Origin of the sequence: Streptomyces sp. V4I8 (assembly GCF_041261225.1) — a bacterium.
GTDB lineage: Bacteria > Actinomycetota > Actinomycetes > Streptomycetales > Streptomycetaceae > Streptomyces.
On sequence record NZ_JBGCCN010000001.1, the window covers coordinates 4,681,406 to 4,695,117 of the forward strand.

The window sequence follows — 13,712 nt, forward strand, 5'->3', positions numbered from 1 at the left end:
GGTCTCCTCGCAATCTCCGGCCATGGACGACGCCCTCGTCCTGGGGGCGCGGGGAACTGCGCGACAAGCCACAATCCACCCGCAGCCGCCATACGACCTTCCGCCCCGAGCTATTGGGCGTTGGGCCGCGCCCCCTCCGCCGCAGCCCGCCTCATCTCCCGCACCCGCTCCAACATCGGCATCGGATCCACCCCCACCGACCCCGGCAGAACCTCCGCGATCCGCTCCGGCGTCCACCCCTCCACCGCATAAGCCGAGCGCAGCTCCCGCGGCTGAGCCCACACCGCGATCTTCGGCCCCGCCACCGTGTACACCTGCCCCGTGATCCCCTCCCCCCGAGCCCCGTCCGACAGCAGGTAGACCACCAGGGCGGCCACATCCTCGGGCTCCCCGATCTCGGTCAGCTCCATGGGCACCCCGGCCGACATCCGCGTACGGGCGACGGGCGCCACCGCGTTGGCGGTCACCCCATACCGGTTCAGGCCAAGCGCAGCGCTCCGCACCAGCGAGATGATCCCTCCCTTCGCCGCGCTGTAGTTCGCCTGCGACACGGACCCCTGGTGATTCCCGCTGGTGAACCCGATCAAGGTGCCCGCCCGCTGCCGGCGCATCACCGCCGAAGCGGCCCGGAACACCGTGAACGTCCCCTTCAGATGAGTGGCGACCACCGGATCCCACTCCTCCTCGGTCATGTTGAACAGCATCCGCTCACGCAGGATCCCGGCGACACAGACCACACCGTCGATGCGTCCGTACGACGACAGCGCGACATCGACCACCCGCTGTCCGCCCGCCATCGTGGAGATGTCGTCGGCGACCGCGACGGCCTCCCCGCCCGCCGACTCGATCTCCTTGACCACGGCCTCGGCGACCTCGCTGGTGGGCGATGCCCCCTCCACCGAGACCCCGTAGTCGTTGACGACGACCCGCGCGCCCTCGGCGGCGGCGGCGAGCGCGACCGCCCGGCCGATGCCCCGCCCGGCGCCCGTCACGGCGACGACCTTGCCTGCCAAGAAGTTCCCCATGCCCCGGCCCCTTCCCGCAGTTTCTGACGGTCCGTTAGATTCGAACTCGATTCTACGACCCGTCAGATACACGGAGACAAGCCCCGGGGAGGACTCATGTCACTGCCGGACGCGTTCCACGAGATCGCCAAGCGCGTGAACAACTGGGGCCGTTGGGGCGCCGACGACGAGATCGGCACCCTGAACCTGATCACCGACGAGGTGGTCCGCGAGGCCGCCGCCCGCGTCCGCAGCGGCCGTCGCGTTCCGCTCGCCCTCCCGCTCCAGCAGGACGGCGTACAGACCGGGATGATCCCCGGGCGCGTGAACCCCCTGCACACCATGGTGCAGATCAACCAGGAGATCTTCGGCCCGGGAACCGTCGCGTGCAGCGACGACGCCGTGACCATGGGCCTGCAGGCCGCCACCCACTGGGATGCGCTCACCCATGTCTCGCACTCGGGCCGCATCTACAACGGCCGCCCCGCCGGCACCATCACCCCGCACGGCGGCGCCGAGTTCAGCGGCATCGACAAGGCGCGGCACATCGTCTCGCGCGGGGTGCTGCTGGACGTGGCACGCGCGCGTGGGGTCACGCGACTCGACGGCGGGCACGCGGTCACGCCGGAGGACCTGGAGGCGGCCGAGGAGCTGGCGGGTACGCGCGTGCGTGCCGGCGACATCGTGCTCGTACGGACGGGGCAGATCCAGGTGTATCTCGCCGGCGACAAGCACGCGTACGGCTATCCCTCACCGGGCCTGTCGGTCCGCACCCCCGAGTGGTTCCACGCGCGCGATGTGGCGGCCGTGGCCAACGACACCCTCACGTTTGAGATATTTCCACCGGAGACAGAGGATTTGTGGCTGCCGGTGCACGCGCTCGATCTGGTGGAAATGGGGATGCTCCAGGGCCAGAACTGGAATCTCGAAGAGTTATCCACAGCCTGTGGAGAAGAGAGCCGCTATACGTTTCTGCTGTCGGCGATGCCCGAGCCCTTCGTCGGCGGCACGGGGACTCCCGTCGCACCCGTGGCCGTTCTCTGAGCCCTCCGACGAGGTCGGCTGGCGGCGCGGCTTCCCCACTCCCGGCTACGCCCGAGCAGGGGGTGCCCCCTTCCGCCCCGAGCACGGCACCGCGCGCCGCCATCCGACTCCGGCGTACCCGCCCCGGCCCTCCTGGCCCTCGGAGAACCGACGCCGAATCACGACCCACACTCGGCAAGGGCTTCCGTCACCGAAGCCCTCGTCGTCCCCTCGCGGCGAATCGCTGACCACAAGCGTGATCAACCGGACACGCGGCGTCAACACCCACTCGTGGATTTGTCACTTACGCCCTATTTGCAGAGGGCCGCGCACAGAAGCATGCCCGGGCGCACCGATGCTCCCCCGAACTGGAGGCACAGCACTTTCTGCAACCGTGCACCGGATCCGGCGGAATGGTCACACCGTGCGCCCGTCACACCGCTTCGTACGCGAGCCCCTCGTACGCCGACGCCCCACTCCCGTAGGTGGAACGGGACGCCGCCGACTCCGCGCCGCGGTCGAGTTCACACCAGATCCGCTTGCCGGCACCCTCGGCGCTCCAGCCCCACCGGTCGGCGAGACCGTCGACGAGGGCGAGTCCACGGCCGCCCGTCGCGTCGCCGTCGACACACCGGGGCACCGGCGCCCGGCCACTGTGGTCGGCCACCTCGAGCCGGACGGTGGCACTGTCCTGGGCCGCTCCCGGCAGGGACAGGCGCAGCACGGCCGGACAGCCGGTGTGCACCACGGCGTTGGTGACCAGTTCGGAGACGAGCAGGATCAGCGTCTCGGCGAGCGGCTCGTCGGCCTCTATCCCGGATCCGGCGAGCCGCGAGCGTGCCCACCGCCGGGCTCGCCCCACCTCAGCGGGGTCGGGCCGGATCTCCAGCTGCACTTGAAGCACCTGCACCGCTCACACCATCCGAACCGGCGGACACATAGCCCCGCGCCTCACGAGGGCCACGATCCTAGCCATTCTTTTCATGGCCAGAACAATGGCCAAAGCCAGGGTCACGGAACGTGAATCCCTTAGCTGACAGCATGGTTGACGTACAGTCACCCCAACAAGCGCTTCGGGCATATTCCAGCGCGAAGGAGTACCCCTGCGGCATACTGTGCGACGCTTGTCGTGGGGAGTCGAACAGGCGGGGCCAGAACGCCCTCCCGCCCTGCGAACAGCGGCGCGCACCGCCGGATCCGGAGCCGCCTCAAGGGCAACTCCGGGATGGCTCGTGCTCGGAACCACTCGCATCTCACACAAGGTACCGGAGCGGACGGCCGACTCCAGGCCGTGACGAGTCACGCGTAGGACACAACCCGATATCAACGCTCCGTAATTCCGGTATGCCACAATCCGCGACACCCGCGCCGGGGCTGTCGACGACATCGCAGACCAGCGGCCTTCAGGCCGATTCGGTGAGAAGCTCGGCCGCGAGACGATCCTCACTCTCCGTAGCGGGTCCCGCACGGTGCGTCCGCAGCCACGCGCGCTTCAGATGCAGGTGGAGCTCGAACTCCCAGGTGAACCCCATGCCGCCGTGCACCTGGAGGCAGTCCCGGGCGCCGCGCACGGCGGCCTCGTCGGCGAGCAGCCGGGCGGTGTCGATGTCGGCCGGCTCGGCCGTGACGGCCGCCGCGTAGACGGCGGCACGGGCCGTCTCCGTCCGCACCAGCATCTCCGCACACAGATGCTTCACGGCCTGGAAGGCCCCGATCGGCTGCCCGAACTGCTCGCGGACCCGGGCGTGTTGCACGGCCAGCTCGCACGTGCGTGTGGCACTGCCCAACTGTTCGGCCGCGGTGAGGAGTACGGCGAGGGGGCTCACCGGCGCCCCCACGGGAACCCGGTGCAGGGGCGTCAGCGGGTCGACCGCCCGCAGCGGTACGGCACCGGCCGCGTCCCCCTGTACGACGTCCGCCTCCGTGAGCCACTCCACCAGCCCGTTGCCGACGGCCGTCACGACCGCCTCCCCGGTGGCCGCGCCGGGTACGTCCCCCGCCGCGAGGTGTGTGGCCACCAGGGGCCCGGGCAGCAGCGCCCGTCCGGCCTCCTCGAAGGCCAACACCGCCTCGGGCAGGCCGAGTCCGACTCCGCCCCGTGCCTCCGGCAGCCGTAGCGCGAAGAAGCCCGCCGCACCGAGCTCCCGCCACAGCGCCCGGTCCAGGCGGCCGGGATCGTCGACGGCGGCCCTGAGCGCCTCCGGGCCGAAGCACCGCGCCAGCACCTCCCGCACACCGTCCCGCAACGCCCGCTGATCCTCGGCCAGTTGGAAACGCATCCGTCACCGCCCCTTCGGCAGCCCGAGGATCCGCTCGGCCACGATGTTCCGCTGGATCTGTGAGGTGCCGGCGGCGATGGTGTACGACAGCGAGGACAGCCGGTCGAGCACCCACGGCCGGTCGAGGTCCAGCGACTCCGGCCCCAGGACGTCGGCAGCGGCGTCGTAGAGCTCCTGGCGGGCATGCGAATACCTCAGTTTGAAAACCGAACCCCCTACGCCCGGCACTCCACCGCTCATTTCCGCCTCGCTCACGTTCCACTGCGTCAGCCGCCACAACGCCCGAAACTCGGCGTTCAGCCGCCCCAGCCGGCGCCGGAGCGCCGGATCGTCCCAGCGCCCGTTCTTGCGGGCCTCACCGGCGAGTTCGCGCAGGACGCGTCGGCAGGCGACGACCTCGCCCACGAAGGCCGTGCCGCGCTCGAAGGACAGGGTCACCATCGTCACGCGCCAGCCGTCGTTCTCGTCCCCGACCCGGTTGGCGACCGGCACCCGGACCTCATCGAGGAACACCTCGGCGAACTCGGCCGACCCGGCGAGAGTCCGCAACGGCCGTACGGTGATGCCCGGGGCGTCCATGGGCATGGCCAGCCAGCTGATCCCACGGTGCTTGGGCGCCTCCGGGTCGGTGCGGACCAACAGCTCGCACCAGTCGGCGACTTCGGCATGGGAGGTCCAGATCTTGGACCCGCTCACCACATAGTCGTCGCCGTCCCTACGCGCGCGCGTGCGCAGTGCCGCGAGGTCGGATCCGGCGTCCGGCTCACTGAAGCCCTGGCACCAGACCTCGTCCCCGCGCAGGATCGGCGGCAGCCAGCGGTCCCGCTGCCCGGCGGTCCCCTCGGCGGCGATGGTCGGCCCCGCGTGCAGCAGCCCGACGAAGTTGGCCCCCACATAGGGCGCGCCCGCCTTCTCGGTCTCCTCCAGGAAGATCAGCCGCACGGTCGGGGAGGCGCCCCAGTGGACGTCGGCGTACCCGGCGTCATACAGCCTGCGCTGCCAGCCGAGGTCGTAGGCACGGCGTCCGGGCCAGTCGTCCGGGGACGGCTTCGGCGGGAGCGAGGGCAGCGCCCGGCCCAGCCACTCCCGCAGCCGGGCGCGGAACTCCTCTTCCTCGGGCGTGTACGCCAGATCCACGAGCCGGTCCCCCTCCGCCGGAAGCCAGGCCATCCGTCCCTGTTATCTGATGCACCGTCAGGTCATGCCGCCACAGGAAGGCTAGCCCCGCACCCCTGGACCGACAAGGCGGTGAGCCCTACGCTCTGCCCACGATCTGACTGACCGTCAGCTAATGCTCAGCGAATGCAGGGGGTTGTCATGAACGACACCGCTCACGCCCTGAGTTCCTCGCGCACCCTCTGGGACCTGGTCGCCGACCGCGCGGACCGCACCCCCGACCGCCCCGCTCTCCTCCAGGACGACCGCACCCTGTCCTTCGGCGGCCTACGCGCGCGTGCCGAGCGCGTGGCGGCGGGCCTGTACGACATGGGCGTACGCCCCGGCACGGTCGTCGCCTGGCAGCTGTCCACCCGCATCGAGACGGCCGTGCTGTCCTTCGCACTGGCCCGCCTCGGTGCCGTGCAGTCGCCGGTCATCCCCTTCTACCGGGACCGCGAAGTCGGGTTCGCGCTGCGGGAGTCGAAGGCGGAGTTCTTCGCGGTGCCGGGCGAGTGGCGGGGCTTCGACCACACCGGAATGGCGCGCCGGCTGGGCGCGAAGAGGATCTTCGAGGCCTACGACACCCTGCCCGACGGCGATCCGTCGGTGCTGCCCCCACCGCCCGCCGAGGGCACCTCGGTGCGCTGGATCTACTGGACCTCGGGGACGACGTCCGACCCCAAGGGCGTGCTGCACACCGACCGCTCACTGATCGCGGGCGGCTCCTGCCTCGCGCACGCGCTGCGCCCGACCGCCGACGACATCGGGTCGATCGCCTTCCCGTACGCGCACATAGGCGGCCCGGACTACATGGTGATGCTCCTGCTGTACGGCTTCCCCGCGGTGATGTTCGAGCAGTTCGCGCTGCCGGACGCGCTGGAGCAGTACCGCCGGCACGGTGTGACGATCGCCGGCGGGTCGACGGCGTTCTACTCGATGTTCCTGGCGGAGCAGCGCAGGCAGCCGGACGGCGGGAAGGCCGTACCCTCGCTGCGGCTGCTGGCGGGCGGCGGGGCGCCGAAGCCGCCGGAGCTCTACCACGCCGTGGTCCGCGAGATGGGCGTGCAGTTGACGCACGGATACGGCATGACCGAGGTGCCGATGATCACGATGGGGGCGCCTGACGACACGGCGGAGAACCTGGCGACGACCGAGGGACGTCCGCCGCGGGAGATGGAGATACGGATCGTGGCGGGGGAGGTTCGGCTGCGCGGGGAGGCGGTGTGCCGGGGCTATCTGGACCCGGCGCAGACGGCGCGGGCCTTCGACGAGGAGGGGTTCCTGCGGACCGGTGACCTCGGGTATCTGACGGACAGTGGGCATCTGGTGCTGACCGGCCGCCTGAAGGACGTGATCATCCGCAAGGGGGAGAACGTCTCGGCGAAGGAGATCGAGGACCTGCTGCACCGGCATCCGGCGGTCGGGGACGTGGCCGTGATCGGGCTGCCGGACACGGAGCGCGGGGAGCGGGTCTGCGCGGTCGTGGAACAGCCGGCCGGCGCGGACGAGCTGACCCTGGAGGCGCTGACGTCGTATCTGCGCGGGGAAGGGCTGTCGACCCACAAGCTGCCGGAGCAACTGGAGGTGGTGGACGCCCTTCCACGCAACGAGACCCTGCGGAAAGTGCTCAAGTACAAGCTCAGGGAGCGCTTCTCGGGGGCGTAGGGATCACGGCGCGGGGATCACGGCGCAGGGATCACGGCGCAGGGATCACTCGGGGACGGTGAAGTAGCGGGCGAACGCGGTGATGATCTCGCCTTCCGCCACCTTGCCGTCGCCGTCCGTGTCGAGCGAGGCGGCCGCCGCCTGGGCGACGTCCTGCTGGACGCCGAGGCAGCCGAGGACGCGCACGGTGTCGGCGACCGTGGCGGCTCCGTCACCGTCGGAGTCGGCCAGGTCGAGGGCGGCGTGCAGGAAGGGGCGGGCGATCTCGGCGAACCGGTCCGGGTTGTCCCGCAGCCGCTTGACCGCGCCGTTCACGAACTCCTCGCGGGTGATGCGCTGGTCACCGTCCCGGTCCGCGATTCCGGCCATGCCCTGCCAGAACGCCTCGGCGCCGCCGTACAGCGCCTGGCCCTTGTCGGACCGGGCGGCGATGCCGAACTCCGCGAGCAGCGCCTTGGCCGCCGCGATGAAGTCCTCCCGGTCGATATAGCCGTTGCCGTCCTGGTCGAAGGTGGCGAACCGGGCGGCGCTCCTGCGCTCGTACTCGCTGCTGACCATGTCTTATCGGGCCGCCTTACGTCACGTGGGGTACCTCTGGCACGGAGCGTACGACGCCAGGGGCGGTCGGGGCGCGGGGAAGTGGTGGTTGTGCCAAGACCGGGTGAATTTCGGTACAACGGTGTGGCACTACCGTCGGTGATCGGCCCTGTTCAGGCCGACAGCGGACGGGCGTCGTCCGCGACCGCCGCCGCGACGTCCGGGTAGACCTCGAAGAGCCGGCGTACCCCCAGCGCCCCCAGGACGCGGTTGACGTGCGACCCGTCCGCCGCGCCCTGCGCCGGGAGTATCAGCCGCAGGCTGCCCTGGCAGGAGCGGATGAGGCGGCGGGCGGCGATGAGGACACCGACGCCGCTGGAGTCGCAGAACAGGACCTCGGAGAGATCGAGGACGAGGCTGTGGCGCCCCTCGGCCACCACGTCATGGATGTGCTGACGCATCACCGGCGAGGTCACCAGATCCAGCTCGCCCGACACCTGGAGCACAGCCCAGTCGCCTCGCTCGCCGCCGGTCACTTTCAACGTCACCACCACGCCCCTCGCTCGCCGAACCGGAAGCGACACCTACGCTTCCTTGCAGCGCGGCTGCCCAGCGGCTGTTCCCTGAAACACCGTCCAGAAAACGGTCACCGATCAGAAAAGGCTTGTTTCAATCGCATTCGATCCTGTTCGATCGAGTCTGATCACGCGGCGGCCGGGTAGCCGACCCGGGTGCAGATCCGAGTGGGTCCGTGGGTGATCCGAGTGCGAGGTCCTCTACCACGAGTGCGAGGTGCGTCACCAGCCATGGCTCTACAAGGGGCGCACATTGCGACGAAGGGGCGTGCGCTGTCAGACGTGCCGACTACATTCGGGGAGACGGAGGACGCACGCTGGACTGGACGGACCGGTGAGGGGGGCCGTATGGCGAAGAAGGACGCACCGCCCCGCTGGGACCGCAAGATGCAGCAGCGGCTCGCCCGCGGCGAGGCAGCCGCCCTCGGCGAGCTGTACGACCGGTTCGCCTCGCTCGTGCACGGCCTCGCCCACACCGTGCTGGGCGACGAGCGCGCCGCCGACCACCTCACCCGCGACGTCTTCGCCCATGTCTGGGAGCACCCGGACACCTACGACCCCAAGCAGGGCCCGTTGCGTTCCTGGGTGGCCACGCTGACCCACCGCCTCGCCGTGCAGCGGCTGCGTGCCACCGAGACAGCCGCCCTCGTCCAGGCCGGCCAGGGCTCCACCGAGGAACTGGAGCGCAAGGTGCGGCACGCCTCGGTCGCCGCCCGCGCCGACTACATCGTCCAGTCCATGCCCGTCCCGCTGCGCGCCGCCCTGGAGCTGGCCTACTTCCAGCGCCGCGACTACCGCCAGACCGCCGCCGACCTCGGCGTCACCGAGGACGAGGCCCGCCGCCGACTCCGTCTGGGCCTGCAACTGCTGTCCACCGCCCACGACGCCGGCGCCGCCCCGGGAGCACCGCCGGGCTACGGGGGTGCGGCGTGAACGAGGCAGAGCGGTTTCCGGACAGGGATCCGGACCGGGACCCGGACCGGTTCCCGGTCGACGATCAGGAAAAGCACGAGGAGACCGAGGGGACCGAGGAGACCAAGGGGACCGAGGGGGAGAACGGCTCCGGAGACTCGACCCGCGGAGCCGACGGTATGAGCAGCGGCAACGGCGACGACCAGCACCCCACCCCGGAGCCGGGCCCGGACCAGCCGCCCCGCATACCGCTCCCCCGCGCCTCCGTCGAGGACACCGGCCGTCCGCTGCCCTCCCTGGAGGACCTCGGCGACCCGGCCCCGCGCCCTGCCCCGCTCGTCCTCGAACACCGCGTCCTGAAGGCGCTCCTCGGCGCCTGGGCGCTGGCCGCCTGCTCCCCCGAGGAGACGGCGGCCGTCGAGGAGCACCTCGGCGACTGCGGTCTCTGCGCGGACGAGGCACGGCGGCTGCGCGAGGCCGTCGGCCTGCTGCACCCCGCCGAGAGCCTCGACCTGGACCCCGCCCTGCGCACCCGCGTCCTGGAGGGCTGCCTGGAGCGGCGCCCACCGCGCATCCCGGTGCCCGAGTGGGCGACGCCGTACGACGCGGAGACGGCCCGCCTGGACGCCCTGCTGCAGGATTTCGGGGACGCCGAGTGGCACGCGCCCGTGCGGCTGCGGTGGTTCGAGAGGGACGAGCCGACGAGCCGTCGTACGACCGTCGCCGGGGTCATCGCCCATCTGCTGACGGTCGACGGGCTGGTGGCGATCGCGCTGGGCCTGGAGGACCCGATGGGCGAGGTGGCCGCCGACCGTCCGACGCCGGCCGCGCGCACGGACGCGTACTGGCGGGCCTCGCACTTCCCGCCGACCCGCGCCGTCCGCGCACCCTGGCGGGAACAGACCAACGCCCTGGTCCGCACGGTGTCCTTCACGGGCGGCGGCGGGGCCGGGGGCGGCACGGGGAAACTGTCCGTCCCGTACGGCGACTTCGAGCTGCCGCTGCATGACGCGATGCTGGACCGCGCCTTCGAGTGCTGGGTGCACGCCGAGGACATCGCCGAGGCGGTGGACTACCCGTACGAGCCGCCGTCCGGCAAGGACCTGCACCAGATGGTCGGCCTGGCGGCCCGCCTGCTGCCCACGGTGCTGTCGGCCCGCCGCCGCGCGGGGCTGGCGGCACCGCCACCGGGTCGGCACCTTGTCCCCGCGGGAGAGCCCGGCCGTAGCCTCCGCCTGGAGATCGAGGGTTCAGGTGGTGGGCAGTGGCTGATCCCGCTGGACTCCCCGGCGGCGGTGGGCTCCGCCGAGCATGAGGTGGCCCATGTCGCCCTCGACGGCGCGGAGTTCTGCCGGCTGGCGGCGGGCCACGTGTCTCCTGCGGAGGCTGCGGCGGGGCAGGTGGGTGACCGTGGGGCGATCCGGGATGTGCTGTTGGCGGCGGCGAGCTTGAGCCGGATGTAGGGGGCGGTTTCGGATTCGCGGGCGGCTGCGGGTGGTTCGTGGTTGCTCGCGCCCACGCGGCGGAGCCGCAGATCGATACAGCCCCGCGCCCCTTGAGGTACGTCCAGTGCACGTGCTCCACGGCGCGGGGAACTGCGCGACCGGCCAGCGACTACCCGCAGCCGCCCCCGAACCAGAACCCCCGAGCTACTAGGCGAAGACGACCGTCCGCCGCCCGTTCAGCAGAATCCTCCGCTCGGCATGCCACTTGACCGCCCGAGCCAGCGCCTGGCACTCCACATCGCGCCCGATCGCCACGAGCTGGTCCGGCGTGACGTCATGCCCCACCCGCTCGACCTCCTGCTCGATGATCGGCCCCTCGTCGAGGTCGGCGGTCACATAGTGCGCCGTCGCCCCGATCAGCTTCACACCGCGCGTATGCGCCTGGTGGTACGGCTTCGCGCCCTTGAAGCTCGGCAGGAACGAGTGGTGGATGTTGATGATCCGCCCGCTGAGCGCCTTGCACAGATCGTCGGAGAGCACCTGCATGTACCGGGCGAGCACGACCAGCTCCACGCCCTGTTCCCGCACGATCTCCAGCAGCTGGGCCTCGGCCTCGGCCTTGTTGTCCTTGGTCACCGGGATGTGGTGGAAGGGGATGTCGTAGGACCCCACCAGCTCGGCGAAGTCGGTGTGGTTGGACACCACGGCGGCGATCTCCACAGGAAGCGCGCCGATCCTGGCCCGGAACAGCAGGTCGTTCAGGCAGTGCCCGAACTTGCTGACCATGAGCACGATCCGCATCTTCTCCTCGGCCCGGTGGATCTGCCAGTCCATCTGGAAGGCGTCACCGATCGCCGCGAAGCTCGCCCGCAGCTTGTCCACCGTCACCGGCGCCTCCGCCGAGAAGTGGACGCGCATGAAGAACAGTCCCGTGTCGTGGTCGCCGAACTGCTGGCTGTCCTCGATGTTGCAGCCGGTCATGAAGAGGTAGCTCGACACGGCGTGCACGATGCCCTGCTTGTCGGGGCAGGCGAGGGTGAGGACGTACTGGTCGGAGGGGACCGCGGCTCGGGTGGACTGCTGGTTCATGCAGCACAGGGTCCCATATTCGGCCCCCGCACCGGACAGCCGTCCCGTTACGCGGACCGCTTGCCCGGACCTCCTGCCCAGAGGCCTACGCGGACCGCGTCATGATCGCCAGCACCTCGAGCGTCCGCGGCGGGGCGTCCGGGTCCTCGCCGTCGGCCATGGCCATCCGGACATGCGCGTCCCGCGCCGCCCGCACCGCCTCCGGCCACCCCTGGTTCTCGAGGTAGGCGGCGACCTGCGCGTCCGGGCCGACCTGGTGCATGATCCGCAGCACGCGCAGCACGGCGGTGTCGACGAGCGCCGCCTCCTGCGAGTCACGGAAGATCGTGCCGACGTACTTCTCGGCGGACCAGTTGTCCAGCCAGGTGTCCTCGACCAGGCGGTACACGGCGTCGGTGACGTCGCCGTACCCGTCGACACCGGCCAGCCAGACGTCCCGCTGGAACGTCTGGTCGGAGAGCATGTGCAGCGCGGAGCGCACATTGCTGCGCCAGCGCCACCACGGCATGTCGTTGAGTGGCATGCCGCCCATGGTGGAGGAGCGACGGCCGCGACGGGAAGAGCTATCCGAACCTTGCACGGTCATCGATCGTACGTTCCCCCTCACAGGCGCCTCACCGGCCCCCGCAATTCACCTTGCCGTCACCGAACAATAACCAAGGGTCACGCCAGGGTTAGTGGTGTGGGGGAATCGTGCGTATCCATGACCGGCAGGCGACGCACCCGCAGCACTGTCCTCCCCACGATCACCAACCGGCCCGTCCGAGCCTCCGCACGCACCGCGGCGGCACTGGTGGCGTGTGCGTCGCTGGCCGCTGGATGTGGTGTCATCCCCGGTACCACGGGGGGTTCCGGGGATGACACGATCACCGTGATGACCTGGGCGCCGGAGAACACCAAGACGACCAACAAACCCGGCATGCCCGCCTTCGCGCAGGCGTACGCCCGCTGGGTCAACGCGCACGGCGGCCTCGGCGGCCGCAAGCTCAAGGTCCTCACCTGCAACGACCACAACGACAGCGTGGCCGCGGCCCGGTGCGCCGACCGCGCGATCGAGGAGAACGTCGTCGCGGTCGTCGGCTCCTACAGCCAGTACGGCGACACCTTCCTGCCCTCGCTGGAGGGCGCCGGTATCCCGTACATAGGCGGCTACGGCATCACCAACGCCGAGTTCACCAGCCCGCTCTCCTTCCCCGTCAACGGCGGCCAGCCGACCCTCCTGGCCGGCCTCGGCCGGGAGCTGGCCCGCACCTGCGGTCCCGTCGCGCTGGTACGTCCCGACAGCATCGCGGGCGACGAGCTGCCGCCGCTGCTCAACTCCGGCCTCAGGGCGGGCCGGCACCCGGCCGCCGCCGACCAGCTGGCCGACGAGGACGCCACGGAGTACGGCGGCCAGTCGGAGCGGGCGCTTCGCTACTCCACCACCGACCTGACGGACCCGGGCTGTGTGGTGCCCGCCCTGGGCGACCGCACCACCACCTTCATGGACTCCTTCCGGCGCTCCCGCGAGGACTACTCCGACGTGCGCACCGCCACCGTGCTCGGCAGCGTCGACCAGACCGTGATCAACGCGAACGGCGGGGCGTCCAGCCCCTACGAGGGGTCGTACATCACCGGCTGGTACCCCGTCGCGAGCGATCCGCGCTGGGACCCGATGAAGAAGGTGATCAGCGAGCAGGCCTTCGGCGACAACCGCATCGATCCCGCGGACGCCGGCGTGCAGACCACGTGGATCGCGTACACGGTGTTCAAGAAGGTCGTCGAGTCGCTCGGCGACGACGCGGTGACCGCCGACTCCGTGCGGGCAGCCCTGAACAGGGGTCTGAAGGTCTCCACGGGCGGGCTCACGCCGACCCTCCAGTGGAAGTTCCAGGACGTCCTCGCCGCCGTCGGCTATCCCCGTCTGGTCAACCGCAAGGTGACGCTCCAGGTCGTCCGCGAGGGCAGGCTGGTGGCGGCCCGCAAGAACTTCATCGACGTGACGAGGACGCTGCAGGCCGCCGAACTGAACTGACCGCCCGGCGG

Annotated in this window: 13 protein-coding genes; 5 read left to right on the forward strand and 8 right to left on the reverse strand. The window is 70.8% G+C overall.

Going from position 1 to position 13,712, the window contains the following annotated elements:
* Positions 1–110: 110 nt before the first annotated feature.
* Positions 111–1,025 (reverse strand): SDR family oxidoreductase, encoded by a 915-nt coding sequence (locus ABIE67_RS21000; protein ID WP_370259615.1) that lies wholly within the window; start codon positions 1,023–1,025, stop codon positions 111–113.
* A 96-nt stretch (positions 1,026–1,121) separates the two neighbouring features.
* Between ABIE67_RS21000 and ABIE67_RS21005 the strand changes: the two genes are divergently transcribed.
* Complete coding sequence (locus ABIE67_RS21005; protein ID WP_370259617.1) at positions 1,122–2,048, forward strand: cyclase family protein; 927 nt, start codon at positions 1,122–1,124, stop codon at positions 2,046–2,048.
* Between the two features lie 412 nt (positions 2,049–2,460).
* Here the strand turns inward: ABIE67_RS21005 and ABIE67_RS21010 are convergent, their stop codons facing one another.
* From ABIE67_RS21010 to ABIE67_RS21020, 3 genes are all read right to left on the reverse strand, one after another.
* The gene (locus tag ABIE67_RS21010) at positions 2,461–2,922 is read right to left on the reverse strand and encodes an ATP-binding protein (RefSeq protein WP_370268775.1); all 462 of its coding nucleotides are present in this window, start codon (positions 2,920–2,922) and stop codon (positions 2,461–2,463) included.
* Positions 2,923–3,430: 508 nt separating this feature from the next.
* Positions 3,431–4,306 (reverse strand): acyl-CoA dehydrogenase family protein, encoded by an 876-nt coding sequence (locus ABIE67_RS21015; protein WP_370259621.1) that lies wholly within the window; start codon positions 4,304–4,306, stop codon positions 3,431–3,433.
* 3 nt (positions 4,307–4,309) lie between these two features.
* Positions 4,310–5,443: an acyl-CoA dehydrogenase family protein gene (locus tag ABIE67_RS21020; RefSeq protein ID WP_370268777.1), complete on the reverse strand. Its 1,134-nt coding sequence runs from the start codon at positions 5,441–5,443 to the stop codon at positions 4,310–4,312.
* 180 nt (positions 5,444–5,623) lie between these two features.
* On the opposite strand from ABIE67_RS21020, the gene ABIE67_RS21025 reads away from it, so the two are divergent.
* The gene (locus ABIE67_RS21025; protein ID WP_370259625.1) at positions 5,624–7,129 is read left to right on the forward strand and encodes a class I adenylate-forming enzyme family protein; all 1,506 of its coding nucleotides are present in this window, start codon (positions 5,624–5,626) and stop codon (positions 7,127–7,129) included.
* Between the two features lie 45 nt (positions 7,130–7,174).
* Here the strand turns inward: ABIE67_RS21025 and ABIE67_RS21030 are convergent, their stop codons facing one another.
* Both ABIE67_RS21030 and ABIE67_RS21035 read right to left on the reverse strand, forming a co-directional pair.
* Positions 7,175–7,687, reverse strand: a complete 513-nt coding sequence (locus ABIE67_RS21030; RefSeq protein WP_370259628.1) for an EF-hand domain-containing protein — start codon at positions 7,685–7,687, stop codon at positions 7,175–7,177.
* Between the two features lie 152 nt (positions 7,688–7,839).
* On the reverse strand, positions 7,840–8,220 hold the full coding sequence (locus ABIE67_RS21035; RefSeq protein WP_370268779.1) for an STAS domain-containing protein: 381 nt from the start codon (positions 8,218–8,220) through the stop codon (positions 7,840–7,842).
* 369 nt (positions 8,221–8,589) lie between these two features.
* Between ABIE67_RS21035 and ABIE67_RS21040 the strand changes: the two genes are divergently transcribed.
* The gene (locus ABIE67_RS21040) at positions 8,590–9,174 is read left to right on the forward strand and encodes a sigma-70 family RNA polymerase sigma factor (protein WP_370259632.1); all 585 of its coding nucleotides are present in this window, start codon (positions 8,590–8,592) and stop codon (positions 9,172–9,174) included.
* A gap of 158 nt (positions 9,175–9,332) precedes the next feature.
* Complete coding sequence (locus tag ABIE67_RS21045) at positions 9,333–10,616, forward strand: MDMPI N domain containing protein (protein WP_370268781.1); 1,284 nt, start codon at positions 9,333–9,335, stop codon at positions 10,614–10,616.
* A 189-nt stretch (positions 10,617–10,805) separates the two neighbouring features.
* On the opposite strand, the gene purU is transcribed toward ABIE67_RS21045, so the two are convergent.
* Positions 10,806–11,687 carry a formyltetrahydrofolate deformylase gene (gene purU, locus ABIE67_RS21050; RefSeq protein WP_370259635.1) on the reverse strand — a complete coding sequence of 294 codons (882 nt, stop codon included), beginning with the start codon at positions 11,685–11,687 and terminating at the stop codon, positions 10,806–10,808.
* 85 nt (positions 11,688–11,772) lie between these two features.
* On the reverse strand, positions 11,773–12,273 hold the full coding sequence (locus ABIE67_RS21055; protein WP_370259638.1) for a hypothetical protein: 501 nt from the start codon (positions 12,271–12,273) through the stop codon (positions 11,773–11,775).
* A 117-nt stretch (positions 12,274–12,390) separates the two neighbouring features.
* On the opposite strand from ABIE67_RS21055, the gene ABIE67_RS21060 reads away from it, so the two are divergent.
* Positions 12,391–13,701 carry an ABC transporter substrate-binding protein gene (locus ABIE67_RS21060; protein WP_370259641.1) on the forward strand — a complete coding sequence of 437 codons (1,311 nt, stop codon included), beginning with the start codon at positions 12,391–12,393 and terminating at the stop codon, positions 13,699–13,701.
* Positions 13,702–13,712: the final 11 nt, after the last annotated feature.